General features: G+C 55.8%; 20 protein-coding genes. 15 read left to right on the forward strand and 5 right to left on the reverse strand.

Features of this window, described 5'->3' with window-relative positions; all coding sequences use genetic code 11:
* The first annotated feature begins 379 nt into the window (after positions 1 to 379).
* Positions 380 to 1,522: a sensor histidine kinase gene (locus ACR0E2_RS10690; RefSeq protein WP_480446391.1), complete on the forward strand. Its 1,143-nt coding sequence runs from the start codon at positions 380 to 382 to the stop codon at positions 1,520 to 1,522.
* Positions 1,519 to 2,166, forward strand: a complete 648-nt coding sequence (locus ACR0E2_RS10695) for a response regulator (protein WP_171330921.1) — start codon at positions 1,519 to 1,521, stop codon at positions 2,164 to 2,166. The genes ACR0E2_RS10690 and ACR0E2_RS10695 overlap by 4 nt, the downstream gene beginning before the upstream one ends.
* Positions 2,167 to 2,414: 248 nt before the next feature.
* Here ACR0E2_RS10695 and ACR0E2_RS10700 read toward each other — a convergent pair whose 3' ends face one another.
* Positions 2,415 to 3,338 (reverse strand): LysR family transcriptional regulator, encoded by a 924-nt coding sequence (locus ACR0E2_RS10700; RefSeq protein WP_480446392.1) that lies wholly within the window; start codon positions 3,336 to 3,338, stop codon positions 2,415 to 2,417.
* 117 nt (positions 3,339 to 3,455) lie between these two features.
* Between ACR0E2_RS10700 and ACR0E2_RS10705 the strand changes: the two genes are divergently transcribed.
* Genes ACR0E2_RS10705 through ACR0E2_RS10715 form a run of 3 tightly spaced genes read left to right on the forward strand, consistent with a single transcriptional unit; the run spans position 3,456 to position 6,065 of the window.
* Positions 3,456 to 4,082, forward strand: a complete 627-nt coding sequence (locus tag ACR0E2_RS10705) for a pyridoxamine 5'-phosphate oxidase family protein (RefSeq protein ID WP_480446393.1) — start codon at positions 3,456 to 3,458, stop codon at positions 4,080 to 4,082.
* A gap of 59 nt (positions 4,083 to 4,141) precedes the next feature.
* Positions 4,142 to 5,122 (forward strand): alpha/beta fold hydrolase, encoded by a 981-nt coding sequence (locus ACR0E2_RS10710; RefSeq protein WP_480446394.1) that lies wholly within the window; start codon positions 4,142 to 4,144, stop codon positions 5,120 to 5,122.
* Positions 5,123 to 5,177: 55 nt separating this feature from the next.
* A complete protein-coding gene (locus ACR0E2_RS10715; RefSeq protein ID WP_480446395.1) occupies positions 5,178 to 6,065 on the forward strand; it encodes a PhzF family phenazine biosynthesis protein in 888 nt (295 codons plus the stop codon).
* A gap of 177 nt (positions 6,066 to 6,242) precedes the next feature.
* Here ACR0E2_RS10715 and ACR0E2_RS10720 read toward each other — a convergent pair whose 3' ends face one another.
* On the reverse strand, positions 6,243 to 7,463 hold the full coding sequence (locus tag ACR0E2_RS10720; RefSeq protein ID WP_480446396.1) for an adenylate/guanylate cyclase domain-containing protein: 1,221 nt from the start codon (positions 7,461 to 7,463) through the stop codon (positions 6,243 to 6,245).
* Between the two features lie 348 nt (positions 7,464 to 7,811).
* On the opposite strand from ACR0E2_RS10720, the gene ACR0E2_RS10725 reads away from it, so the two are divergent.
* From ACR0E2_RS10725 to ACR0E2_RS10770, 10 genes are all read left to right on the forward strand, one after another.
* Complete coding sequence (locus ACR0E2_RS10725; RefSeq protein ID WP_480446397.1) at positions 7,812 to 8,837, forward strand: LacI family DNA-binding transcriptional regulator; 1,026 nt, start codon at positions 7,812 to 7,814, stop codon at positions 8,835 to 8,837.
* 95 nt (positions 8,838 to 8,932) lie between these two features.
* On the forward strand, positions 8,933 to 10,237 hold the full coding sequence (locus ACR0E2_RS10730; protein WP_152460299.1) for an ABC transporter substrate-binding protein: 1,305 nt from the start codon (positions 8,933 to 8,935) through the stop codon (positions 10,235 to 10,237).
* A 109-nt stretch (positions 10,238 to 10,346) separates the two neighbouring features.
* Positions 10,347 to 11,213, forward strand: a complete 867-nt coding sequence (locus ACR0E2_RS10735) for a carbohydrate ABC transporter permease (protein WP_480446398.1) — start codon at positions 10,347 to 10,349, stop codon at positions 11,211 to 11,213.
* A gap of 12 nt (positions 11,214 to 11,225) precedes the next feature.
* Positions 11,226 to 12,056 carry a carbohydrate ABC transporter permease gene (locus ACR0E2_RS10740; protein WP_480446399.1) on the forward strand — a complete coding sequence of 277 codons (831 nt, stop codon included), beginning with the start codon at positions 11,226 to 11,228 and terminating at the stop codon, positions 12,054 to 12,056.
* A gap of 12 nt (positions 12,057 to 12,068) precedes the next feature.
* Positions 12,069 to 13,073: an ABC transporter ATP-binding protein gene (locus tag ACR0E2_RS10745; protein WP_171228787.1), complete on the forward strand. Its 1,005-nt coding sequence runs from the start codon at positions 12,069 to 12,071 to the stop codon at positions 13,071 to 13,073.
* Positions 13,070 to 13,843, forward strand: a complete 774-nt coding sequence (locus ACR0E2_RS10750) for an L-iditol 2-dehydrogenase (protein ID WP_480446400.1) — start codon at positions 13,070 to 13,072, stop codon at positions 13,841 to 13,843. The genes ACR0E2_RS10745 and ACR0E2_RS10750 overlap by 4 nt, the downstream gene beginning before the upstream one ends.
* Positions 13,843 to 15,348 (forward strand): mannitol dehydrogenase family protein, encoded by a 1,506-nt coding sequence (locus ACR0E2_RS10755; RefSeq protein WP_480446401.1) that lies wholly within the window; start codon positions 13,843 to 13,845, stop codon positions 15,346 to 15,348. The genes ACR0E2_RS10750 and ACR0E2_RS10755 overlap by 1 nt, the downstream gene beginning before the upstream one ends.
* A 473-nt stretch (positions 15,349 to 15,821) precedes the next feature.
* Positions 15,822 to 18,740 (forward strand): M10 family metallopeptidase C-terminal domain-containing protein, encoded by a 2,919-nt coding sequence (locus ACR0E2_RS10760; RefSeq protein ID WP_480446402.1) that lies wholly within the window; start codon positions 15,822 to 15,824, stop codon positions 18,738 to 18,740.
* A 745-nt stretch (positions 18,741 to 19,485) separates the two neighbouring features.
* Complete coding sequence (locus ACR0E2_RS10765) at positions 19,486 to 21,225, forward strand: type I secretion system permease/ATPase (protein WP_371809250.1); 1,740 nt, start codon at positions 19,486 to 19,488, stop codon at positions 21,223 to 21,225.
* Complete coding sequence (locus ACR0E2_RS10770; RefSeq protein ID WP_480446403.1) at positions 21,225 to 22,541, forward strand: HlyD family type I secretion periplasmic adaptor subunit; 1,317 nt, start codon at positions 21,225 to 21,227, stop codon at positions 22,539 to 22,541. The genes ACR0E2_RS10765 and ACR0E2_RS10770 overlap by 1 nt, the downstream gene beginning before the upstream one ends.
* A gap of 11 nt (positions 22,542 to 22,552) precedes the next feature.
* Here ACR0E2_RS10770 and ACR0E2_RS10775 read toward each other — a convergent pair whose 3' ends face one another.
* Genes ACR0E2_RS10775 through ACR0E2_RS10785 form a run of 3 tightly spaced genes read right to left on the reverse strand, consistent with a single transcriptional unit; the run spans position 22,553 to position 25,576 of the window.
* Complete coding sequence (locus tag ACR0E2_RS10775; RefSeq protein ID WP_480446404.1) at positions 22,553 to 23,560, reverse strand: ABC transporter substrate-binding protein; 1,008 nt, start codon at positions 23,558 to 23,560, stop codon at positions 22,553 to 22,555.
* Positions 23,539 to 24,918 carry a sensor histidine kinase gene (locus ACR0E2_RS10780; protein WP_480446405.1) on the reverse strand — a complete coding sequence of 460 codons (1,380 nt, stop codon included), beginning with the start codon at positions 24,916 to 24,918 and terminating at the stop codon, positions 23,539 to 23,541. The genes ACR0E2_RS10775 and ACR0E2_RS10780 overlap by 22 nt, the downstream gene beginning before the upstream one ends.
* Positions 24,908 to 25,576 carry a response regulator transcription factor gene (locus ACR0E2_RS10785; RefSeq protein WP_152460309.1) on the reverse strand — a complete coding sequence of 223 codons (669 nt, stop codon included), beginning with the start codon at positions 25,574 to 25,576 and terminating at the stop codon, positions 24,908 to 24,910. The genes ACR0E2_RS10780 and ACR0E2_RS10785 overlap by 11 nt, the downstream gene beginning before the upstream one ends.
* Positions 25,577 to 25,592 lie beyond the last annotated feature (16 nt).

Here is a 25,592-nt window from a genome sequence, read left to right on the forward strand (position 1 = left end):
GTCCGCCGCCTGCGCGATCAAGGGGTTGACATGATCCAAATTCTGAAGCCGAACGCTGATGAGTTCAGACCAAGGTCGGTGGCGCGGTCAGGGATTGTCGTTCATAGTTGAACACGAAATGAGACCCGAGATTTCCGATCTGTCAGTTCGCAATTGGTCATTGTCGCGAGTTTTTCTTGCGGCCTGCATTGTCGTGATGGGAACGGCCACCGCGATAGTTGGCGTATGGGTGTCAAATCGGATCGAGAATGCAGTTGTCCAAAATTCAGCCAATTCCGCGGCGCTGTATATGGAGAGCATCGTATCCCCTCTCAGTCAGGAACTTGCATACGGGGATCGTCTTTCCGATCAAGCAAGGCGGGCACTGGACGAAATATTCATGACCCAGCCAATGCGGGACCGCATTGTGTCCTTCAAGTTTTGGAAACAAGGCGGCGTGATCGCGCACGCGTCGGATCCAACCATCATTGGACGCCGTTTCGACCCGACTGACGATCTGAGCCGAGCCTGGAGCGGAGAGATTTCGGGTTCTTTCGAAGATCTCGACCATGCCGAAAGCGCCGCAGAAGCAGCACTTGGGATCCCGCTGCTTGAAGTGTACAGCCCGATCCGCGAACTCTGGTCAGGAGATATTATTGCAGTTGCAGAGTTTTACGAGCAAGCTGAACAGCTGGAAGTTGATATGGCCAAAGCCCGTCGGACAAGCTGGCTGGTCGTCGGGTCAGCATTTACAGCAAGTACAATCGTGCTGTTTTCCATCGTGGCAATCGGTGACAACACCATTCGACGCCAGGGGCTCCTGTTGGAGCGGCGTCTGAAAGAGAGTGAGCAGATGGCAGAGCAGAACGCCAGGCTGCGGTCGCGCGTGGTCGAAGCGTCGGAACGATATGCCACGCAAACAGACCGGTTTCTGAAGAAGCTTGGTTCCGAGCTTCATGACGGTCCCGCTCAATATCTGTCCCTCGCGGCCCTCAGGTTGGAGGCGGCATTCTCGGACAGGCCTGAAAAGCCTGCGGAGGCCGAGGAGATTCAACAGTCTTTGCAGAAGTCCTTGGCCGAAATTCGAGCGTTGTCGCGGGGGTTGTCCGCTCCGGACATCGACAATCTGGCGCTGATTGATGTGGTGAAAAGAGCGATAGAAGATCACTCGGAACACAGCCCGTTGCGGCCGGATATTTTACTTCAGGGAAGCCAGACGATCGAGTTGTCCGTGTCCGACAAGCTGTGTGTTTTCCGGTTCCTTCAGGAAACGCTTTCCAATGCCGCCAGGTATGCTCCGAATTCTCGATGCACCGTCATTTGCGAGGCGCATAACGATCGGGTCGTCATTCATGTCAACGATGAGGGGCCCGGATTTGACCCCTCGGACGGAAAAGTACTGCGTGACGATGGAGGCCAGGGGCTCTTGGGCTTGCGAGATCGGGTTGAGAGTATCGGCGGCAGGTTCGAAGTCAGGTCAAGCCCTGGCAAAGGCACCTCTGTCACAATGACACTATTTCCCAGAAAGATGAGTACGTCATGACAACATCTGTCGTAATCGCGGATGATCACCCGATTTTCAGGGACGGTTTGCACCGGACATTGGACGAAGCCGATGGGTTCGAAGTTCTCGCTGCCGGCTCGAGCGCGGATGAGGCAATTTCACTTGTCGGCATTCATCAACCTGACATCGCCATCCTTGATCTTTCGATGCCCGGGGGCGGCATTAATGCGACGCGAAAAATCGCGGCCATGGCAAACCCGCCATTCATCGCGATACTGACGGTCTCGGAAAACAACAGTGACGTTGCGGATGCTTTGGAAGCAGGGGCAATCGGCTACATCGTCAAAGGTGTGACGGCTAGCGAACTGACGGCTTCACTGCGCAGCATCGCCGCAGGTGAAGGATTCGTGTCACCCGGGTTGGCCTCGCGCGTGCTGCTTCAGATCAACAGAGAGGCAGAAGCTTCCAAAGACGGTGATGTTCTGGATGATCTCACGCATCGCGAGGAAGAAATACTTCGACGTGTGGCGAAGGGGATGAGCAATCGGGAGATCGCAGATCAACTGGATCTTCAGGAAAAAACCGTAAAGCACTATATGACGGCAATCCTGTCCAAGCTCCACGCCCGAAACAGGGTCGAGGCCGCGCTGATCGCGCACGATGCTTGGGGCAAGACCGACTAAACCATGGGTCAAACGTGATTGCATGCTTAATGCAGGCCCTATCGCTTCGAAAAGCGTGTGCACCCGGAACCTGAGATTTCAGTTTTGTGCCGGCAGATCCAGTTGGTGGCAAGCTTGGTTGCACATGTTCGCATATGGGCAGGCCTCGCGCTGTATCACCTCAAAGGGCATGCCCAGAGTGATCTGTCGGTCAGGACCCTGGCGACCCTGGCCGCGACCGGATGGCGTGGTTCGGCGGATCTTTTGGCCTAACTCACAGGCCTGTGTTGGAATCCATCCAAATAGGGGTCGGATTTGAGACGCTTGGCCGCAAAATCGACAAAGGCGCGCACTTTTGCAGACACGGTGCGGCCCTCTTGATGCACAAGATGGATGGGGACCTCGGGTGGTTCGTACGAATTCAGAACGGTCCTGAGCCGCCCCTCCGCAACGTAGGGTGCAACCTGATAGGATAAAAGCCGCCCGATGCCATGCCCTTGCAGCGCCAGCTCGATCACCGCGTCATTGGTGTTCATGCTGATGCGCGGGTTCACGCGCTTTGTCACGACCGTTTCGCTTTTTTGAAAATGCCATTGGACCGAGGCGTGCAGGGCGGTTGAGTTTATGATCGCGTGATTGGCCAGGTCGTCGGGTGTGTCTGGTTCGCCGCGCGCATCAAGATATGCCGGAGCGGCAAACACGACCTGCCTCACCGCACCGCATCTCACCGCCATCAGGCTTGAGTCTGCAAGATTTCCAATCCTGATGCCGACGTCGAGGCCCTCATCCACCAGATTGACCACGCGGTCCACATAGAGAGTGCGCGCAGAGAGCTTTGGATGCAGTTCCAGAAATTCACCCAGAATCGGAGTGACGAACATACGCCCGAACAACACAGATGCGGTTACGCTGAGTTCCCCGGTCGGTTCGGCATAGGATCCGACAGCGGCACGCTCTGCCTCCTCGAGATCCATCAGAATGCGTCTGGCATCTTCAAAAAACCTTCGCCCGCTGTCCGTCAGCATGACTGATCGCGTGGTGCGCACAAAAAGACGAAGCCCCAGGCTGCCCTCCAGCACGGAGACCAGTCGGGTTACCGTTGGTGGCGACATATTGAGGTGGCGCGCCGCGGCGGCGAAGCCGTTCAGCTCGGCCACCTTCACAAAAACGCTCAGTGCGTGAAATCTATCCAAACAATTATTCCATATTTTGGAATAATATATTGCCAAATAGGGATATTCTGCAACACCAAAGCTTTGACTAGCTTCATCTCAACCCCAGGGCACTGCCCGGCTGAGATGGAGAATTCAATGTCACGCCCTTTTGCAGAAATCAGTTTTACGCCTTCGGTACGTGCAACACAGGCCAGGAACGGATCGGCAGAAGGCTATGCAAAGTTTCTGGCCGGTGCCGTTCAGGAAGACCTCATCAGCCCGGTCGAAGCCAGCTTCATCGCACAAAGGGACGGCTTCTATCAGGCGACCGTCTCTGAAACCGGCTGGCCTTATGTCCAATTCCGCGGCGGACCGGCAGGTTTTCTGAAAGTGCTGGATGAACGGACGCTTGCCTACGCGGATTTTCGCGGCAACCGGCAATATCTGAGCGCAGGCAATCTGCTGAACAACGACCGCATTTCTCTGATCCTGATGGACTATCCCAACCGGAGACGCCTCAAGATCTGGGGCCGGGCGAAACTTGTTGATGGCGCGGATGATCCGGCCCTGATGCAACGTTTGCATGACCCGAATTACAGGGGCCACCCAGAGCGGGCCATTGTGATCAAGCTTGAAGCGATGGACTGGAACTGCCCGCAGCACATCCCCCAACGCCTGACCCTGGAAGAGTTTGAAGAGCATATGGCGCCGCTTCGCGATGAACTGGCGGAACTGAAAGCACAAAACCCAGAGCACAAAGAAAAGCCCGGCCAGCAACGCTGACCGATGCTGAACCTCGCGCGTCCAGACGCGCTCCCAAAATCCCAAGAAAGGAAATTCCCATGTCGCGCAATCTGAAATCCATCCTGAGCGCCAGTCTTCTCGCGCTTACCATCGCGGTGCCCTTGACTCCGGCCCCTGCAATCGCAAGTGAGACCGCCATTGAGGCCACCCAAGCGGTCAAATTCCGCGCCGAAAAAATCGGCGAAGTCAATATCGCCTATCGTGAGGCCGGAGACCCAAGCAGGCCAACCGTTCTTTTGCTTCATGGGTTTCCGACCTCGTCACATATGTTCCGCAACCTTATCCCCGAACTGGCCAAGCACTATCACGTGATCGCGCCCGATTTCCCCGGATTTGGGGCGTCGGACATGCCGCAAGCTGAAGACTTCGAGTATTCCTTTGCGAATATCGCCGAAATCATGACGTCCCTGCTGGATCGGAAGGGTGTCGATCAATACGCGGTCTATCTGATGGACTACGGTGCCCCGGTTGGATTCCGGATGTTTGCGGAACAGCCCGAACGGGTCACCGGCTTCGTCATTCAGAACGGCAATGCGTATGAGGAAGGGCTGCGCGAATTCTGGGACCCGATCAAAGCCTATTGGGCCGACCCCTCGAAAAAGAATGGCGACCAGCTTCGTGGGTTTCTTACTCTGGATGCGACCAAGTGGCAGTTCACCCACGGTGTACAGAGGCCGGAACTGATCAGCCCTGACAACTATTGGCACGTCCAATACCTGCTTGATCGCGAAGGCAATCAGGAGGTGCAACTTGAACTTTTCCTGGACTATGGCACCAACGTTGCCGAGTACCCGAAATGGCAGGCGTTGTTTCGTGAGCATCAACCACCTGCGCTGCTGATGTGGGGTAAGAATGATCACATCTTTCCGGCCGAAGGCGCCCTGCCCTATCAACGCGATCTGAAGGATCTTGAGTTTCATCTGCTTGATACCGGACACTTCGCGCTGGAAGAATATGGGCCTGAAATTGCGGAACAGATGACTGCATTCCTGAATCGCATCACTGCTGCCGGCAACTGATGCGCAACTGGCCACGCCTCGATCAAGGGCGCGGCCTCATGTTTGGAGACGATCAATGAACACGCAAGCAAACACTGCCAAGGAAGTCACGGTTGAAATCGTGCACGGGTTTGTCGATGGCGGCACCGGAGGAAATCCCGCAGGCGTCGTTGTGGACGCTGATGATCTGAGCGCGCAAGATATGCAAACCGTGGCGGCACGAGTTGGATTGTCCGAGACGGAAGGCTTCAAGCTGGATTTCTTCACACCGAACCGGCGCATCGCTCATTGCGGTCATGCAACAATCGCCGCCTTCTCTCACCTTGATGCGCTGGGCCGGATCCCCAAGCCCGATACCTCAAAGGAAACTGTTGATGGCCCCAGGCGCATACTCACGAAAGACGGCGCCGCCTATATGGAACAATTGGCCCCACGCTACTCGGGTGCTCAGGAATGGATCGAAAAGGGCGTGAAACTCGACGATGTGCTGAGCTCTCTCGGGGTCGACAAAACTGACCTGGATCAGAGGTTTGCTCCGGTTTTGGTCAACACCGGCAACAGCTTCATCCTCGTCGGTCTTTCGGATGCGGCGAGCATTGCCAAAATCAGACCAGATTTGGCCAAAATCAAGCAAATCAGTGAGCAACTGGATCTGATTGGCTATTATGTATTAACGAAAGACCCTTCAATCACCAGCCGGGACGCCACAACCCGTATGTTCGCACCCAGATACGCGATAGATGAAGAAGCCGCCACGTGGATGGCAGCCGGGCCACTTGCATGCGTGTTGCATGATTTCGGCGGCACGTCTCAGCGATCATTTGAAATCGAACAAGGGGTGTTTATGAACCCGGCAAGCCCGAGCCTGATAAAGGTCGAACTTGACATCGAGAATGGTGCGATCACGGGCCTCATGGCGGGTGGTTACGGAAAAGCCATGACCTCGGCCCGGATTGCTTTGTGACGCGAAAAGGCCAGGTGTGTCCGCAGCACCAGCTTTGGATGCGCCCAGGTCCTTGAGCGCGAATACGTCTCGTCGAAGGGTCCAGCGACGGGACCTTAGTCAGCGCGGTGCGAGGCCCGGTCGCCCGCAGCCCAAATTGAAACCGGCCATTGCGGACAATGTAGAAGCTTGCGATTCTCAATCCATGTTGTCCGGATCAATGTGGCGATCCGGCATGGGGCTGGCTTGATGCTCCTTTTCGACGAGAGAATACAGCTCGATGGATCCGGCAAACCCTCGAACTTCGTGAAACCCGCAAGCAGAGAACAGTTCAGGCGAAGCCGCGGCAACGGCTGACGTCGCCAGCACTCTGTGGCCCAGGGATTTCGTCAACCCCTCGATACGGCTTGCGAGGTTGACTGCCCTACCCAGAACAGTGAAATCCAGCCTGCCAGGGCTGCCGATATTGCCATAGCTGACCTGCCCGACATTGATCCCGATGCCTATGTCCAACGGCGGCTTCCGAGCCTCTTCGCGGTGATGGTTGAGTGCGGCCAAACCGGTCAATACGCTTTGAGCGGCCCGCGCTGCCCTTTTGCATTGGGCGTTCAAATCCTCCTGTGTCGCAACGGTGAATATCGACAGAATGCCGTCTCCCATAAACTTGAGAATGTCGCCGCCATTCTCTTCGACAGGCTGCACGACCAGATCAAAATATCCACTCAACATGTCAAAAACGTCCTCTTCGGATGCCCTGTCCGAAAGAGCGGTGAAACCGCGCAGGTCAGAGAACATGACAACTGCGTCAAGGGTCGTGCGTTCCCCTCGCTTGATCCGCCCGTTCCACACAGCATCAGAGGGCCCATCGCCAAGATAGGTTCTCAGAAGACCTTTGGACGACTTGCGCATTGTGACCGGTTCCAGAGCAGAGGACAAAGCGGGCAATGCATCCTCAATCATTTTCAGATGCCGGGCTGAGAACCCTTCTGGCGACCGGGTGACAAAAGTGCAGCCGTGCAGCGATCCGTCTCCGTAATAAAGCAGCGTAGCATAGTAATCGGTGCCACCCAACTCAGCGAATTCAAGATATGATGAGTGCTCAGTCCTGGGATCCAGTTGCCGCAGACTTTTGTGAAGTGGCTTCCGGTGTTCAAGAATGTATTCGAATGAGCTTCCGACATACCCATCCGTCAGCATGGTCTCATGTGTTACGTCATAGCTTTCGGTGCCATCCGGCGTCCAGACGATCCCCCATGCGATGAGCAGCGGATTGGCGAAACGCTGACCGATATTGACCCGCCAGAGCGGCACACCCGCCTTGATCAGCGACGAACAGAAATATGACACCACTTTTTCCGGGTCATCCGAACGACGCCCCTCGGCAATCATCCAATTGGTCAGTTGGGCAATAGCATCCATAGTTTAAAACCAATCGCTTAGATAAGATCGTCACGAATTTGGGTTCAGTGTTCGATCATATTATTCTAGCCTTTTTCTTACCCCGTCCAAGCCTGCTGTCGGTCCACAGTTATCGGCCGTAAGCGCCGGCCAATCCACACGCAGACCTTCCTGGATACGTTTTTCCAGCTTGGTCAGCAACTTTAATGAACCTTGTCAAAAGGCCGGCTTCGCTCTCGAAATCCCTTTGAACGCCTTGTCGAGCGCTGGTTGCACGAGGCCGCTCTGGCTATTGATTTATTAGCGCGCGCAAAGAATATGTAAATCTATGATAAGTTCACGACGAACAAAACCAGCAGGCAGACTGGCATGACCAAGATAAAGAATATGGAAGAGTTTGCAGCGCTCAGCGGCATCTCGCGCCCGACGGTATCCAAGTACTTTCACGATCCCGACAGCGTTCGCGCCACGACGCGGGCCCGAATCGAAGAGGCGCTGGAACGGTTCGACTATCGCCCCAACATTTACGCAGTGAACCAGAACCGGAAGCTTACCAAGAATATCGGTATCGTCGTACCGTATCTGGCCGATCCGTTCTTTGCTGAAATCGCACGCTATCTGGAACAAAGCTGTATCGCGGCCGGATACCGTCCGTTCCTGTTCAGCTCTCATGGTGAACAAAAGCTGGAAAACGAAATTCTGGACGGTCTGCAATCCATGAAGCCGGCAGGGGTACTTTTGGCGCCTCTCGGACGCGTTTCGGACAGATCAGCAATAGAGAAATTCTGCGCCAATGTTCCGACGATCTTGTTTGACAGTAATCTCGATGGTTTGGGGGCTGCATTCGTTGGTTCTGATAACTTCAGCTTTGTTTCACAAACTGTCGAATACATGACCCGCACTGGTGAACCGCCTTCGTTTTTTGAAATGCGCACACCTGCGAACCCAAACGCCAACAAGCGAAGGAAAGCCTATATCAAAGTGATGGAACGTCTTGAGCTCGAGCCGCACATAATCAAAGTTGAAGGCAAGGGTTGGGCGTTTGAAGAAATCGGCCAAAGAGGGGCGCTGAAAGTTCTGGAAGAACGCGGTTTGCGAACCGACTCGGTACTATGCAGCAATGATCGACTGGCCATTGGCTTTCTTGCAGCTTGCTACAAACAGGGGATTCGCGTCGGTCGTGATGACAGTTGCGCGCTGCGCGTGGCCTCAAATGATGACCATCCCTTCGCGCAGTTCACTTGCCCATCCCTTACAACGGCGGCTCATGACTATGACAATGTTGCGGGTCGCAGCGTCGAAACCCTGTTTCAACTCATTGAAAGCGGAGGGAAATTCAAGACGAGATCAGAAACGTTGTTTCCCGCAAGACTGGTTTTGAGGGATTCCGCGTAACCTACAACTTTTAACGCGCGTAAAGTTTTTATTGACGCCGCGACAATTTACACACTACTTTCTGTGTACGGCATCCAAGCTCAGGGAGGACAAGGATGTATTTGAAGAATGCACTTCGTGCGGCGACGGCATTAACCTTTGTCGCAACGGCCGCGGCCCATGCAGAAACGATCACGATCGCAACCGTCAATAATGGCGACATGATTCGGATGCAGGGCTATACCGACAACTTTACCGAGGCGACTGGTATCGACGTGGAATGGGTGACGCTGGAGGAGAACGTCTTGCGTCAGCGTGTTACCACCGACATCACCACCAAGGGCGGTCAGTTCGATATCATGACCATCGGCATGTACGAAACGCCGATCTGGGGCGCGAATGGCTGGTTGGTTCCTTTGGATGGACTGTCAGAGGAATATGATGTCGGCGATCTGCTTCCTGCGATGGCGGGTGGCCTGAGCCATGAGGGTACGCTGTATGCGGCACCGTTCTATGGCGAAAGCTCGATGATCATGTATCGCACCGACCTGATGGAAAAGGCCGGAATGGAGATGCCTGAGGCGCCAACATGGCAGTTCATCCGCGAGGCGGCGGCTGCGATGACGGACCGTGACAACGATATCAACGGCATCTGCCTGCGTGGCAAGGCGGGTTGGGGTGAAGGCGGTGCCTTTATCACCGTGACCGCGAATTCCTTCGGCGCACGATGGTTTGATGAGGACTGGAAGCCTCAGTTCGACCAGCCTGAGTGGAAAGAGGCGCTGACTTTCTTTGTCGACATGATGAATGAATCAGGCCCTGCCGGCTACGCGACCAACGGTTTCAACGAAAACCTGTCTCTGTTCCAGCAAGGCAAGTGCGGAATGTGGATCGACGCCACCGTTGCGGCGTCCTTCGTGACAAATCCGGATGATTCAACTGTCGCGGACAAGGTCGGGTTTGCTCTGGCACCAAATTCGGAAGGCGTCGACAAGCGCGCCAACTGGCTGTGGGCCTGGGCACTGGCCATTCCGGCGGGAACCCAGAAAGAGGATGCAGCCAAGCAGTTCATCGAATGGGCGACCTCGAAGGATTACATCGAACTGGTGGCGGAAAACGAAGGTTGGGCCAATGTCCCTCCGGGCGCGCGTACCTCGCTTTATGAGAACGCGAACTACAAGGACATTCCGTTCGCCAAGATGACGCTCGAGTCGATCCTGTTGGCCGACCCGCAGAACTGCTGCGCCAAGCCGACACCCTACACTGGCATCCAGTTCGTTGCGATCCCGGAATTCGCGGGCATTGCCACACAGGTCAGTCAGGAATTCTCGGCGGTTTATGCCGGACAGCAGACTGTAGATGAAGCGCTTGAAAAGGCGCAGGCCTTTACGGCTGAAGAAATGGAAGCCGCAGGGTACTGAGGCATCCCTCCCAGTAGGGGACAGGTGATCTGTCCCCTGCTCTCTCCACTTCCACAACTCGCGTTTTTCTCGCAGGCTGAGTTACGCCTGAACAGAGAGGGTTTGCGTAATGGCTACTCAACACTCCCGATCCGTTGCTCGCCTGATGATGGCCCCCGCAGTGGTCCTGCTGCTTGGCTGGATGCTCGTGCCATTGACGATGACGCTATTCTTTTCTTTCAAAAAATATCTGCCTCTGCGCGGGGGTGATCTGGGCTGGGTCGGGTTCGACAACTACGTCCGCTTTGTCTCGTCCAGCACATTCTGGCCCGCGGTGCAGGCAACACTGGTCATTGTTGGCGGTGTTCTGATCATAACCGTCATTCTCGGAATTCTGCTTGCCATGCTGCTGGATCAGCCGATGTGGGGGCAAGGCATTGTCCGAATCCTTGTCATCGCGCCGTTCTTCGTCATGCCCACCGTGTCTGCGCTGGTGTGGAAGAACATGTTCATGGACCCGGTCAATGGTTTGCTGGCCCATCTGTGGCGTTTTTTCGGGGCCGAGCCGATCTCGTGGTTGTCCGAGGCGTCGATGACCTCGATCATAATGATCGTTTCGTGGCAATGGCTGCCCTTTGCAACGCTGATCCTGTTGACCGCCATTCAGTCGCTGGACAGCGAGCAACTGGAAGCAGCCGAGATGGATGGTGCACCGCCGTTGAAGCGCTTTTATCACATCATTCTGCCGCATCTGGGCCGTGCGATCACCATTGTGATCCTGATCCAAACAATCTTTCTTTTGTCGATTTTCGCCGAGATCTTCGTGACCACCGGTGGCGCTTTCGGCACCCGTACACTCACCTACTTGATCTTCCAGCGCGTGTTGGAAAGCCAGAATGTCGGCCTTGGATCAGCCGGAGGTGTCTACGCAATCATCCTTGCCAATATCGTTGCGATCTTCCTGATGCGCATCGTCGGCAAGAACCTGGACGCGTGAGGAGGAAAACCCATGGCCCGCGCTGTCACATCTCGACGCAAATCGCTGAACACCGCCCTTGCCTGGGCTGTTGGACTGCTGATTTTCTTCCCGATCCTCTGGACGATCCTGACCAGCTTCAAAACCGAAGCGCAGGCCATTGCCAGCCCGCCCCTGTTTTTGAACTTTGACTGGACGCTGGAAAACTACGCCATCGTGCAGGAACGCTCGGACTATATGCGTTTCCTGTGGAATTCGGTGATCATCGCCGGTGGATCGACCATGCTGGGCGTGATCATCGCCGTGCCCGCCGCTTGGGCAATGGCGTTTGTTCCGTCCAAACGAACCAAGGACATCCTGTTGTGGATGCTGTCCACCAAGATGTTGCCAGCCGTAGGTGTGTTGTACCCGATCTACTTGCTGTTCATCGAACTGGGTCTTCTGGATACGCGCGGAGGGTTGGTCGTGGTGCTGATGCTGATCAACCTGCCGATCATCGTCTGGATGCTTTACACTTATTTCCGCGAAATTCCGGGTGAAATTCTGGAAGCCGCGCGGATGGATGGGGCGACGCTGAAAGAGGAAATCCTCTATGTCCTAACCCCCATGGCCATTCCCGGCATCGCTTCGACCGTCCTGCTGAACTTTATCCTTGCGTGGAACGAGGCGTTCTGGACCCTCAATCTGACCGCTGTTGACGCGGCACCGCTCACGGCCTTCATCGCCAGCTATTCCAGCCCCGAGGGCCTGTTCTTTGCCAAGCTCAGCGCGGCCTCGACCATGGCAATTGCACCGATCCTGATCCTTGGCTGGTTCAGCCAGAAACAACTTGTCCGCGGCCTGACCTTCGGCGCTGTGAAATAAGGAGCATTCCTCATGGGACGCATACAACTCAAGTCCGTGACCAAAAGCTTCGGCGACGTTCAGGTCATCCCTCCGCTGGACCTGACCATTGAAGATGGCGAGTTCACCGTTTTCGTCGGCCCTTCGGGCTGCGGAAAATCCACGCTGCTGCGCCTGATCGCAGGGCTGGAAGACATCACCAGTGGCCACATAGAAATCGATGGAGCAGACGCAACAGAAGTACCGCCCGCCAAACGGGGGCTGGCAATGGTGTTCCAGTCTTATGCGCTTTACCCGCATATGACCGTTCGCAAGAACATCGCATTTCCGTTGCGCATGGCGAAACTGGATCAGGCTGAAATCGATAAGCGGGTTGAGGGCGCGGCCAGTGTCCTGAACCTGACCGATTACCTGGATCGCCGCCCGGGCCAGTTGTCCGGTGGTCAACGCCAGCGCGTCGCCATTGGTCGGGCTATCGTTCGTGAACCGGCCGCGTTCCTGTTCGACGAACCGCTTTCAAACCTCGACGCAGCTTTGCGGGTGGGCATGCGGTTGGAGATCAGCGAGCTGCATGAACGCCTCGCGACAACGATGATCTACGTCACCCACGATCAGGTCGAAGCCATGACGATGGCGGACAAGATCGTTGTGCTCCAGGCTGGCGTGATCGAACAGGTTGGCAGCCCGCTGGAACTGTACCGAACGCCTCGCAACCTGTTTGTTGCAGGATTCATTGGCTCGCCCAAGATGAATTTTATCGAAGGGCCCGAAGCGGCAAAGCACGGCGCACGAACGATCGGCATTCGACCGGAACACATCGCGGTGTCGGACTCCGAAGGAGAATGGTCCGGGCGTGTCAGCGTCTCTGAGCATCTTGGTTCGGACACGTTTTTCCACGTCCACGACACCGGACTGGCCGAGACAATCACTGTTCGTGCCGATGGCGAGGTTGGTTTCCGCCATGGGGATCGCATTCATCTGACCCCACGTGCCGATGTGATCCACAGATTTGACGCAGACGGTCTGCGGATCGAATGAAACGTCTGACGGGCAAAACCGCCCTGATTACAGGGGCTGCGCGGGGAATTGGATTGGCATTTGCCAAGGCCTACGTGGCAGAGGGCGCGCGGGTCGCCGTCGCCGACATCGACATCCAGCGCGCGCAGGACGCGGCCGCTGGAATCGGCGCGGCAGCTTTCGCTGTCGAAATGGACGTGACCGACCAGCAGAGCATCGATCAGGCCATAGCCAAAACCGCGGCGCAATTCGGCCCAATCGACATTCTGATCAACAACGCGGCCATCTTCAGCGCCGCACCATTCGTCGAGATCGAGCGCGCCGACTACAATCGGGTGTTTGACATCAACGTCGCGGGCGCGCTGTTTACGATGCAGGCCGTCGCCAAACATATGATCGAGCACGGAACCAAAGGCCGAATTATCAATATGGCCTCGCAGGCCGGGCGAAGGGGTGAACCTTTGGTCGCTGTCTACTGCGCCAGCAAGGCGGCGATCATATCACTGACCCAATCGGCGGGGCTGAACCTGATTTCTCATGGGATCAATGTAAACGCGATTGCCCCCGGTGTCGTCGATGGCGAACACTGGGATGGCGTGGACGCCTTTTTTGCAAAACACGAAGGCAAGCCCCTTGGCCAGAAGAAGCGCGAAGTGGCGGCAGCTGTTCCATATGGCCGCATGGGGCGCGCGGAAGACCTGACGGGCATGGCGGTTTTTCTGGCCTCTGACGAGGCCAAGTATATCGTCGCGCAGACTTACAATGTCGACGGCGGAAATTGGATGAGCTGATGGACCCTGTGGCGAACGCAAAAACCCCTGCACGGCTGCGGCAAGAGAGCCTTTCCAAGCTGCCAACCACCGTGAAGACTCCGATGTATGAACGTACGGATCTGACGCCGGGCATAGTTCATATAGGATTGGGTAATTTCCATCGCGCGCATCAGGCCTGGTATATCCATCAGCTCATGCAGCAGGGGTTGGCCCATGACTGGGCAATCGTCGGAGCGGGTGTGCGAAGCTATGACGCTGTCATGCGAGAACGATTGCTGGCGCAGGATTGCCTCACAACGCTGATCGAGTTGGGGCCAAACGGAATGTCCGCCGAGGTGATTGGCCCGATGATCGATTACCTGCCGATCGAAGAAAACAACGCTGCCCTCATCCACGCGATGGCCGACCCGGCCACCCGGATCGTTTCGCTGACTGTTACCGAAGGGGGATATTTTCTGGATGCCAACAGCGGCGCATTCGATTTCGACCACGCAGATATCCGTCATGACGCAGAAAACCCCAATCAGCCCCGTACGGCCTTTGGCGCAATGGTTGCGGCACTCAGACGACGGCGCGCCGAGGGGTTGACCCCGTTCACGGCGCTCAGCTGCGACAATCTTCAGGGCAACGGAACGATTTTGCGAAACTGTGTTGTGGGATTGGCGCGCATGTTCGACCCGGAACTGGCCGACTGGATCGACAGGCATGGCGCGTTTCCGAACTCGATGGTGGATTGCATCGTACCAGCGACCACCGACCAATTGGTATCGCAATGCCGCGCCCTTGGCGTCGATGACAGAGCGCCCGTCTCGCATGAGAACTTTCGTCAATGGGTCATCGAGGATGCCTTCTGCGCCGGGCGCCCGCCCCTCGAAAACGTCGGCGCAATACTGACTAACAACGTCCATGGTTACGAGACCATGAAGTTGCGCATTTTGAACGGAGGTCATCAACTGTTGGCGAATGTCGGAGAAATACTGAGTGTTCCGACGATTGCCGACTGCATGAAGGACCCGGACATCGTGGCGTTTTTTCGAAAAGTGCAGGTCGAAGAAATCCTTCCGCATGTCGAAGCGGTTCCCGAAACCACTGCAAGTGAGTACCTTGAGTTGATCGAAAGCCGATTTGCAAACACGGCGATTCACGACACCACACGCAGGGTTGCATTCGACGGATCGGCAAGACATCCCGGATTTTTGCTGCCGTCGCTGCGTGATGCTCTGGCATCAGGGTCTTCCGCAAACGGGCTCGCTCTCGCCGAAGCGTTCTGGTGCCGGATGTGCGCGGGTATTCGTGAAGATGGCTCCGAGATCACTCCCAATGATCCCCAGTGGGAAAGCCTGAACAGCACCGCAAAAGCGTCCAAAGCTGATCCTGAGCTTTGGCTGGAACAGGGTTTCTACAGCGGTGATTTTGGAATCAGCACACAGTTTTCCAACGCCTTTGCCCGCTGGCTGACCCTGATATGGCAGCGTGGCAGCCGGGCCGCCATTGCTGAGTATGTTGCCAACGGTTCAACGTAGCAAATCAATCTCGGCGCTCGGTTCAATCGGGACCCATGCGGTGCGGTATCTGACCCTTGGAGCCTTGTCTGACGTTGACGCAAATAGGGCCTGCAATCTGCCGAAAATGGCATGGATGTCACCCTCGGCGGCTCTGACCGGTTCACCGCCTTGGGCAAATCCCCACTACAGAGTCCATGGAATAAGCGAAAGTTTGCCACCGGATCAAAAGCTCCGATAACGGGTCCCAAAAAATGAAAAAATATTGGGCAGAATGCCCAAAACCCTAAACGGCCGCAGATGCCCGGTTCAGCCAAGGATCGCGGGTTTCTGTTGCACTTATGCGACGGTTCTGCCGTTGAAAGAAAGTGTCATTTGAAACATGGTGTCACCTGCTGTTTCAAAAGGATTGGTGCATAGTAGTTTGTCATAAAAAGAACAATTTAAGCGTGCATCCGAGTGCAATCAAATCTTCCGAGGTACAGGGCTGAGCAATGGCTACTACGACTATAATACCAAGACCTTCCGCTTCTTCTCCGCTCAGTCCAATACAAGGTTTTGTTGCCTACGGTGACGGCAATCCTGCGACCACCACCGTAATTTCTTATCACTTCGAACAATACGCGGGTACACAAGCGTGGACTGCGGAATACAAAGCAGAATTCCGAGCGGCTCTCTCTGCAATTGAAGCAGTCGCAAATGTGACTTTTGTCGAATCCGGCAGTGCCTCTGCCGACTTGGTGGAAGTTATTGCGCCCACAAGCTTTTTTTCAAATCCCAGAACGCTTGGCTACCACTACACGCCATCGCGCAACCCCTCCGAAGGCGCCTTCAACACCGCTTACTGGACTGCCGGAACAAATGGAAACGGCGATCCGGGCGGGTTTTTCTTTACTACGTTGCTCCACGAACTGGGTCACGCGCTAGGGTTGGGTCATCCCCACGACACCGGTTTGGGTACAACCGTGATGAATGGCGTTACATCGCCATTTGACTCTTTCGGGACCGGCAGCCTGAATCAGGGTGTCTACACGGTGATGTCGTATAATGATGGCTGGACCGAAAAGAACGGAATTCTCTCTGTCAACGCGACTTATGGTGGTTCAACGGGTCTTGGCGCTTTGGACATTGCTGCGTTGCAGGCGATGTATGGCGCCAATACCAGCCACAACTCAGCCAACAATACCTACACGCTTCCTTGGGCAAACGTTGGGGGTACCGGCTATCAGTCTATTTGGGATACTGGTGGAAACGATACCATCCAGCATGTCGGCAGTTCGAAGGCGCGGATCGACCTGCGGGCCGCAACACTGGATTATTCCGAGACCGGCGGCGGCGTAGTGTCCTACGCAGAGGGCATAAAGGGCGGCTTTACAATCGCGCATGGCGTTGTGATTGAAAACGCGATCGGCGGGACCGGTGACGACGTGATCGTCGGGAATACCGCTCAGAACGTTCTGAATGGCAACCATGGACACGATAAGATCTATTCAGTGTCCGACGGAACCAACAACAACACCGTTTATGGCGGCTTGGGGAACGACACCATCTATCTGGCGAACGGTTCCGGCGCAGACCAGGTTTTCGGCGGCCAGGGCGACGATTGGGCCATTGTGACCAACAATGCCGGCTCGTTTTCCGGAGGAAGCGGTACTGACACAATCCGATTTGTCAGCGCCATCAGCAGCTATCTGTTCATTAAAAACGGCACGAAATACGAATTTATCGATGCCGTTTCACGTATCACCTTCACGGTAGAAGATGATGTCGAGGCCATTCAGTTCCTGAATGGATCACAGGCGTATACTCGTTCGAATATCGAAGCTGCCATGCAGCTTTCGGATATCGAGACGACCGGCACCACACTGAAACATGCAAGTCAGGGCATTTACGTTCTGGATGCAGGCAGCTCGAACGTGACGCTGGTATTTAATGGTCAGGCTGTTGGTCAAAACACGATCGCCGGCTGGCAGGCCATTCAGGCCGAGGCTTCGGGTGGCGGTTACAAAGTGCTGTGGAAAAACGTGGATGGGACGTACGGGGAATGGACCGTCAATGCCAATGGTCAGTTCCTCAGCAGCAGTAGCATCGGCAACGTGGCTGATGTTGAGGCCTTCTATGGTGCTGATTTGAACAATGACGGGCTGACGGGTCATGGTACGGTCACGGTTGAAACCACTGGCTCCACGACACTCGTTTCGTCAAGCTTGGGTTCATACTTGATTAATGGCACCATTGAACTGACCCTAAACGGTGCCAAAGCCGGCGCGGGCAGTTTCCCTGGCTGGCAGGCCATTCACGCCGAGGCTTCGGGCGGCGGCTACAGGGTGCTTTGGAAGAATGCGAATGGCACGTTTGGGGAATGGGTGACGGATGCTAATGGTCGTTTTGTCAGCAGCAGCACCATAGACGACGTCAGGGATGTCGAGGTCTTTTATGGCGCAAATCTGAACAATGATGGGCAAATCGGCCATATCACGACCAGCATCGAATCCAACGGTTCCACGACGCTGGGATCGTCAACCAATGGCGCATATGTAATCGGCGGCAGCATCGACTTGAAGCTCAACCAGGCTAATGCCGGTCCTGGCAGCTTCCCGGGTTGGCAGGCCATTCAGGCCGAGGCCTCCGGTGGCGGCTACCGGGTGTTGTGGAAGAACTCGGATGGGTCCTACGGTGAATGGACGACGAATGCGGCCGGTGAATTCCTAAGCAGTACAACAATCACCAATGTTGCGGATGTAGAGGTCTTCTATGGTGTAGACCTGAACAATGACGGGCTGACGGGTCATGGAACGATCAGCATTGAATCCAACGGCGCGACAACGCTGGGGGCGACAACCCAAGGTGAATATCTGATTGGCGGCACCACCAAGTTGACATTCAACAACGCCACTGTCGGACCGAACAGCTTCGTGGGCTGGCAGGCCATTCACGCCGAGGCTTCAGGTGGCGGCTACCGGGTATTGTGGAAGAATTCGGACGGAACTTACGGTGAATGGGTCACGGATTCCAATGGTGTATATGTCAGTTCCAACACCGTCCCTGACGTGGTCGCGGTCGAAACTTTCTATGGCTTTGATATCGATGGCAGTGGGACAGTGGGATACGGATTGCCCAAACTCGCTCGGTTTACTGAAGGCGATCAGAAAACGCCGATGGGCGAAGAAGTTTTGGGTGTGCCCGATTGGGATGAAACGGTCGATATTCTAAAGTTCGTCCCTGACCTTGAGGCTCCCGAAGACGTAGAAGACGACTACATACTGGTGAACTTGCATCAGGCTCAGGACGGGGCGCTTAACGTTTCCGAAGACTCATTGGCCGCCGTATTGAGTGGGAACTTGGACGTCAAGGATGACGAGGCCAGTCCGACACTTACACCCCATTTGGACGAAGACAGCTTTTGGATTTAAAGATCCTTTGGCGCTGGAGGCGGCCCGTTCGGTTAAACTGACGGTGCCGTTTCTGGCGTAGATCGGCGAATAGGCTTGCGATTTCGATCGGTGTCCCGGCCCTGCAGTCCCGCCTTGTCAGCTCTGTCAAACCAAACAGCAGAGTGAAAGCAAATCGCCAAGGTTTGAGCGGAGCCGTAGCAACATACCCTGCCGCCAGCAAGCCACCACCGGTGTTTCCAGGCAGTTCTGGCAACATCTTAAACCCATAGTGTGCCGCGCGAAGTTCCGCGATCGATCACGGTGATACTCCAAACATCTTTGCAAGGAGGTATTATTCGTTTGTCCTATTGGCCCTGATAGTTTGTGCGGTCGCGCCGCTGAAATGCGCGAACACGCATCTTGTGTGCAGCCTGAGTAGGCGCTCTTATTTTGATCTCGGGCGCTGACCCAGGCTTTGCAATCAGTCATCACCTGATGCGCATCGTGTGGGCCATCATTGGCGTATCCGTCGCCGACAACCTGACCTTGCGTTGGCCCAGACCTCGGAACTGGTCAGGTGCTTTTGGCCGCGACCGCATAGTTTCCGTGCGTCGGAACCACCGAGTTCAAACGTTGAGACAGTCTTTGCGACGTTGGCCAAAAAGTGCTTCTTCCAGCCTGCTGTCTGCGGTTTCTTGCTCAAAAAAACATGTGCAAACTTGGCAATGCTGAACTAACTTTCTAAACGCGGCGATGCCTGTCCGAATGATGTGGATTTTAAACTGTGAAACCTCAACACCGCCTGTCAGCGGCCCCTCGCCATGAATTGCGCAACGTGCGCAATCAGGGCATTGCCTTTCTGGCCTTGGCGTTTTTGTTCAGCATCTTCGTCAACCTGCTCATGCTGACAGGTCCACTGTTCATGCTGCAAGTATATGATCGGGTTCTTGGTTCCCGGGCAGTTGAAACTCTGACCGCACTGTTTTTGCTTGTTGCGTTGCTTTATGCGCTGATGGCCATGCTGGACTATGCACGCGGTCGTATTGTTGCCCGCTTTGGTGCGCGGTTCCAGTCGCAGCTGGATGAGCGCGTTTTCGAAGCCACAATGCGCCGATCTCTGGTGCCTCAGGTGCGATCGGCTCCGGCGACTGCATTGCGCGATCTCGAGACCATTCGCACCTTGTGCTCTTCGCCCGTGTTGCTTGCAGTTATGGATATTCCGTGGACACCTGTCTTCCTGGGGGCGATATTCATTTTTCATCCACTTCTTGGCTGGTTGGCCGTTGCAAGTGGCGTGCTGCTTGTGGTGATCGCATTACTCAACCAGGCCCTGACCAGCCGTAAGGTGGCCGAGGCACAATCCGCGGCGGCTCGGGCGAATGCCTTTTCCGAACACGCAAGGCAAGCAGCTGAGGTTGTGCGCTCTCAGGGAATGCAGGCGGACGTGACCAGGCGGTGGTTGAACCAGCGTTCCGAAGCTTTGCGTCAAAGCATTTCCGCCAGTGACTGGACTGGTAGCTTCACGTCGCTGACGAAATCGCTTCGGCTTTTCCTGCAATCTGCCATGCTGGCTTTGGGCGCGTGGTTGGTACTGCAAAACGAAATGACGCCCGGGGCGATGATTGCGGGCTCGATTCTCTTGGGACGGGCCTTGGCCCCGGTGGAACAGGCTGTCGGCCAATGGAGTTTGGTCGAACGGGCACGCACGGCGTGGAGTTCGTTGAACCGGTTTCTGGACCAGACGCCGCCAGAGGAACAGCGGATTCGTTTACCGATCCCAAAATCCCAATTGGAAGCCAAATCCCTGACGGTAATCCCTCCGGGTGCTACTGCGCCAACACTGCGGAACGTTAACCTGAAACTGGAACCGGGAAAGGCGCTTGGTGTGATCGGGAAAAGTGGGTCGGGCAAGACGACCCTGGCCAAGGCTCTGCTTGGGCTTTGGAGACCGGCGGCTGGCGAGATCCGGTTGGGCGGGGCCACGTTGGACCAATATGATCCCAACGATCTGGGCAGCCATATCGGATACTTGCCGCAGCAGGTGACCCTGTTCAACGGAACCGTTGCTGAAAATATTGCACGGATGTCGGAAAACCCGGATTCAGAAGCGGTGGTTGCGGCGGCCAAGAAGGCCAAGGCACACGAACTGATTCTGTCATTGGAAAAGGGTTACGGCACCTTTCTTGAAGGCAATGACAGTCAGTTGTCGGGCGGTCAGAAACAGCGCATTGCGCTGGCCCGTGCGCTGTATGGCGACCCGGTCCTTCTTATTTTGGACGAACCGAACTCGGCCCTCGACGCAGATGGCACCGAAGCTTTGAATGCAGCCGTGCGCGGCCTCAAGGAAGCGGGAAAGGCCGCCATCATCATGACGCACCGCCCGCAGGCCATTTCGGAATGTGACGATCTTGCTGTTGTGGAAAAAGGCCAGGTGGTGAGGTTTGGCAGCCGCGACGAGGTTCTGAACGCAATGGTCCAGAATGCGGGCGCGATTAAGCGCAAGCTTAGCCCCGTAGGTGAATAATGGCGAAAAAATCAACCAAGACACCCGTCCCCGTCTGGGGCATCAAAATACCTGCGCTGGTGGGATTTCTTGCCCTTGGCATTCTGGTCGGCGGGTTGGGCCTTTGGGCCGTGAAAACGCGGCTGGCCGGGGCGATTGTATCTTCGGGCGTCATTGAAGTTCAAAGCAACCGTCAGGTCGTTGAACATCCTGACGGCGGCGTGGTCGGCGAGATTTTCGTGCGCGACGGGGATACGGTTGCCTCGGGCGATTTGCTTTTGCGGTTGGATGACACATTTCTGTCTTCAGAACAGACGATTGTAGAATCTCAACTCTTTGATCTGCTGGCCCGCCGCGCCCGGCTGGAGGCCGAGCGGGATGGCCTGACATCCGAAGAATTGGCCACGCGCCTGGCTGAGGTTCAAAAAGAATACGATATCGATCCGGACCTGATTGCAGGGCAACAGAACCTGTTCGATGCCCGGCTGGAAACGCTGTCCAAGCAGGACGAACAACTGCGCAAACAGTTGGTTCAGATAGAAAGCGAGATCGCAGGCACGCAGGCTCAGTTGGTCTCGCTGCGCCGCCAGACAGAGTTGATCGCGGCGGAGTTGAAAGATCAAAAGAGCCTGTTGAGCAGGGGTCTGACACAAAACAGCCGCGTGCTGGCGCTGCAACGCGAAGAAGCCAGTCTGACAGGCGAAATCGGCAAACTTGAAGCCTCCGTTGCGCGCCTCAAGGGACAGATTGCATCAACCGAGATCAAGATTGTCGAATTGACCGCGACCCGGCGGGAAGAAGCGATCACCACTTTGCGGGACGTTCAGGCGCAGGTGGCAGAGCTGTGGGAACGACGTTTGTCCCTGGCGGAACGTCTGGCCAGGCTTGAAATTCGCGCACCTGTCAGCGGAACCGTTTACGGCAGTCAGGTCTTTGCCCTGCAATCGGTCATTCAGCCGGGCGAACCCATGATGTATGTGGTTCCGCAGGACACGCCGCTGTTGGTGGCAGCGCGGGTGGATGCGATCCATGTGGATCAGTTGCATGTCGGGCAATCCGTTGCCCTGCGCTTTCCGGCGTTCAATCAACGCGAAACGCCCGAACTCGAAGGACAGGTCAACAACGTCTCGGCGGACACCTTCACGGATGAACAGTCCGGTTTCACCTTTTACCGCGCCGAAGTGGTGCTGAACGACGGTGAGATCGACCGGCTCAATGGTCAGGAACTTTTGCCGGGTATGCCGGTTGAGACTCTGATCAAGACCGATGAACGCACGCCGTTGTCCTATCTTGTGAAACCGATGGCAGACTACTTCAACCGCGCGTTTCGCGAATGATGCGGACGCGGTTATCGCTGGATGACCGCGTTTTCCCATTCAGCCAGAAAACGGCGGCGTTTCAGCCTGTCCAGAAATGTCATGAGCCCCGGGTCCAGCCCAATCATTTCGCGATCGGTGCCAGTTTCGTGTGGGGCCAAGGGCGGCAAGGTAACAGGGTCGCCTACCCGCTTGGTTTGGTTGGAAATCAGGTGTTTGAGAAAAGACGTGGCCGCGTCCGGTTGCGGGGTGCCATTCAACACCATGGCCGTGCGCATCATGGTCGTCTGAAAATCCGACGGCAGAATGATTTCCACAGTGTCCTTGCTTCCGGCGCGGGCTTCGGCATAGCTGCCCAGAACGTTGTAAGCCACTGCAATCTTACCTTTGACGAGGTCATCGATCATATCCGCCGAACAACAGTACAGGCGTACGTCCAATCCACCCATCACCTCCATAAGCCGCCAATACGTCTCGGACGCGCGGGCATCCTGCGTTGCGAACAAATATCCCAGACCTGATTGACGGATGTCATAGGTGCCCACACGGCCCCTGAAATCATCGGGACGCAAACGAAGGATTTCGATCAGTTGTTGCCGGGTCTCGGGGATGGGGCCGCCAGCAAAGGCCGCGCGGTTAATCACGATTGTCGCCGGTTCCGATGTGAACGCGAAAAGGCTTTGATGCCATTGCGCCCAGGATGGCAGCGGTATGTCGTCGATGATTCGCCCGAAACCGTCGTTTGCCAGCTTCAGTTGCAGATCCATCGCGCTGGATATGACAACATCGAAGTCTTCCGGCGCGGCGCGGACTATTCGGTCGATATCTGCGGTGCCGGTCACCAGGTATTCAACAGAGATACCGGGGTTTTCTTCGATGAAACCCGCAATCAAGGGTTCGAACAGAAAGGTGTCCGTGCTTGAGATCACGCGTAGATGCGCCTCATTTGCTGAGGCGTTGAAAACCTGCCTGTCCTCCCAGGTTTGGGCGGCAGCAACGACAGGAAGGCTGAAGAAAATCAAAGCGATAAGATAACGCACGCGCCGCCCCCCTGCCGATTGGTCAATTCCAGTGAGCCACCATGCGCAGATGCCACGTCCTGAACGATTGTAAGGCCCAATCCGGATCCGATGGTTCCGCTTGCGTTCTTCCCGCGCTCAAAACGGCGCGTCAAAGTGCCGATCTCGTCAGGAGGAAACCCCGGCCCACGGTCTTTGACAATTATCTGAATGCGTGGCTCCGAAACAACCTCGATGCGTACAAAACTGTCCGCAGGGGCATATTTCAGAGCGTTGTCGATCATGTTGCGCACAGCGTTTTGAATAAGAATCGGATCTCCCGAGTAGGAAACCTTTGGATCGCCACTCAGGGAAAGCGACAAGTCCTTCATCTCGGCGATTGGCGTGAGACGCTGCACCAGATCACGGACCAAAGCATTGAGATCAATGTCTTCGCGCTCCAGATGATCGGCGCGGAACGTGATCATCGCATGATCCAGCAATTGCCCCGCCGCGCGCGAGCTTTCATCAATCGCCCGCACCATTGAGCGCAATGCTTCGCGATTTTCTTCCTTTTCAACCCTCTGCAACGTGGCATCGGCATAAGATCGAACGGTTGCCAAAGGGGTGCGCACCCGGTGGGCCGCTTCGGCGATGAAATCTTCCGATTGGCTCAGTGACTGATCCAGTCGCCCCATCAAAGAGTTCAATGACGCCACCAAAGGCGCCATTTCGCGGGGTACGGGTTTCTTGAACGGGCTCAGGTCCTGCGGGCCGCGCCGGGTGACAGAGGTCGTAAGCCTGTTCAATTGGCCAATCGTGGACGAGGTGGCCCAGAATGACAGCGCAGCGGCAAGAGCAAAGAACCCGATGCCCAAAATCGCCGCGTTGCGTGAAATCTGGTCCAGAGTTTCCGCAAGCGCATCCTGCGTTTGGCCCAAAGCGACCTCGATGACGGTTTGTTTGTTCAGGCCCACCAGGGTTCGCCGAGCACTGACCTGACGTATGGTTTCACCCCTTATCCGACTGGTTTGAAAGCTCCACTTGCCGTCGAATTGCCCAGTGGCCGGCGGCAGATCTTCATATCCTGACAGAAACGCGCCATCCTGAAAAATCGCGTAAAAAACCCGATCGTCGGACGGCGTGCTGAGCATGGCGAAAGCTGCATAGGGAATATCAACCTCCAACTGACCGTCGCGCAAGGCGGCCGCGTCCAGAATTGAGGTAACCGATGCCCCCAGGATGTTGTCCTGCCCTTGCTGCGCGACCTGTGCGGCATAGTTGCGAACCGCGACAAACAAAAGAAACGCCAATATCGCGGCACCACCGATCAAAGTCAGGACCAGCCTGTTCCGAAGCGATCCTGACACATAGGGATCAGGAGGGGGATCAGGAGGCATGATCCAGCCTGTATCCTAGACCGCGAAGCGTGGTGATCTTCAGGTCCGACGGTTCAAGATGTTTCCGAAGGCGGCCAACGTAAACCTCGATAGCATTGTCCGAGACATCGTCATCATATGAAAAAAGCCGGTCGGTCAGTTTCTGTTTCGAAAAAACCTGACCAGGCGCGCTGATGAACAGTTCCAGAAGGCGCAGTTCCCGATTGCGCAACGAAACAGTCTCATCCCCTACGGTCAGATGACCTGCCAATGGATCAAAGACTATTCCGCCCACTTCAATCGTTGTCCGTGAATTCCCGGATTTGCGACGCAGAACGGCGCGGCAGCGGGCCTCGAGTTCGGCGTGGTCGAACGGTTTGGTGACATAGTCGTCGGCCCCCAGATCCAGCGAACCGATTCGATCCGAAACCTGGCTGCGTGCGGTCAAAACGATCACGGGGGTGTCCAGGCGACCTGCGCGATGCCGTTTGAGAAAGTCGCGCCCATCCCCATCCGGCAACATGATATCCAACAGAATAAGGTCATATTCCTGAGTTTCGGTAAAGGCGGTCGCCTCGTCCAATTTAGACGCATGATCAACCACATGGCCGTCTAACCTCATGCGCGAACAGATGGCGTTCGCCAGATCAAGATTGTCTTCCACAAGGAGGAATTTCATGGGATTTTTGCTATTT

It is taken from the genome of Ruegeria sp. A4 (assembly GCF_056543025.1).

Bases quoted from the DNA above. Each gene is read 5' to 3' on its own strand.
- ACR0E2_RS10740 (WP_480446399.1), top strand. From the start codon at position 11,226: ATGGCCCGCGCTGTCACATCTCGACGCAAATCGCTGAACACCGCCCTT.
- ACR0E2_RS10780 (WP_480446405.1), bottom strand. From the start codon at position 24,918: ATGCCTCCTGATCCCCCTCCTGATCCCTATGTGTCAGGATCGCTTCGG.
- ACR0E2_RS10750 (WP_480446400.1), top strand. From the start codon at position 13,070: ATGAAACGTCTGACGGGCAAAACCGCCCTGATTACAGGGGCTGCGCGG.
- ACR0E2_RS10760 (WP_480446402.1), top strand. From the start codon at position 15,822: ATGGCTACTACGACTATAATACCAAGACCTTCCGCTTCTTCTCCGCTC.
- ACR0E2_RS10730 (WP_152460299.1), top strand. From the start codon at position 8,933: ATGTATTTGAAGAATGCACTTCGTGCGGCGACGGCATTAACCTTTGTC.
- ACR0E2_RS10690 (WP_480446391.1), top strand. From the start codon at position 380: ATGACCCAGCCAATGCGGGACCGCATTGTGTCCTTCAAGTTTTGGAAA.
- ACR0E2_RS10705 (WP_480446393.1), top strand. From the start codon at position 3,456: ATGTCACGCCCTTTTGCAGAAATCAGTTTTACGCCTTCGGTACGTGCA.
- ACR0E2_RS10735 (WP_480446398.1), top strand. From the start codon at position 10,347: ATGGCTACTCAACACTCCCGATCCGTTGCTCGCCTGATGATGGCCCCC.
- ACR0E2_RS10745 (WP_171228787.1), top strand. From the start codon at position 12,069: ATGGGACGCATACAACTCAAGTCCGTGACCAAAAGCTTCGGCGACGTT.
- ACR0E2_RS10755 (WP_480446401.1), top strand. From the start codon at position 13,843: ATGGACCCTGTGGCGAACGCAAAAACCCCTGCACGGCTGCGGCAAGAG.
- ACR0E2_RS10725 (WP_480446397.1), top strand. From the start codon at position 7,812: ATGACCAAGATAAAGAATATGGAAGAGTTTGCAGCGCTCAGCGGCATC.
- ACR0E2_RS10715 (WP_480446395.1), top strand. From the start codon at position 5,178: ATGAACACGCAAGCAAACACTGCCAAGGAAGTCACGGTTGAAATCGTG.
- ACR0E2_RS10695 (WP_171330921.1), top strand. From the start codon at position 1,519: ATGACAACATCTGTCGTAATCGCGGATGATCACCCGATTTTCAGGGAC.
- ACR0E2_RS10785 (WP_152460309.1), bottom strand. From the start codon at position 25,576: ATGAAATTCCTCCTTGTGGAAGACAATCTTGATCTGGCGAACGCCATC.
- ACR0E2_RS10770 (WP_480446403.1), top strand. From the start codon at position 21,225: ATGGCGAAAAAATCAACCAAGACACCCGTCCCCGTCTGGGGCATCAAA.
- ACR0E2_RS10720 (WP_480446396.1), bottom strand. From the start codon at position 7,463: ATGGATGCTATTGCCCAACTGACCAATTGGATGATTGCCGAGGGGCGT.
- ACR0E2_RS10710 (WP_480446394.1), top strand. From the start codon at position 4,142: ATGTCGCGCAATCTGAAATCCATCCTGAGCGCCAGTCTTCTCGCGCTT.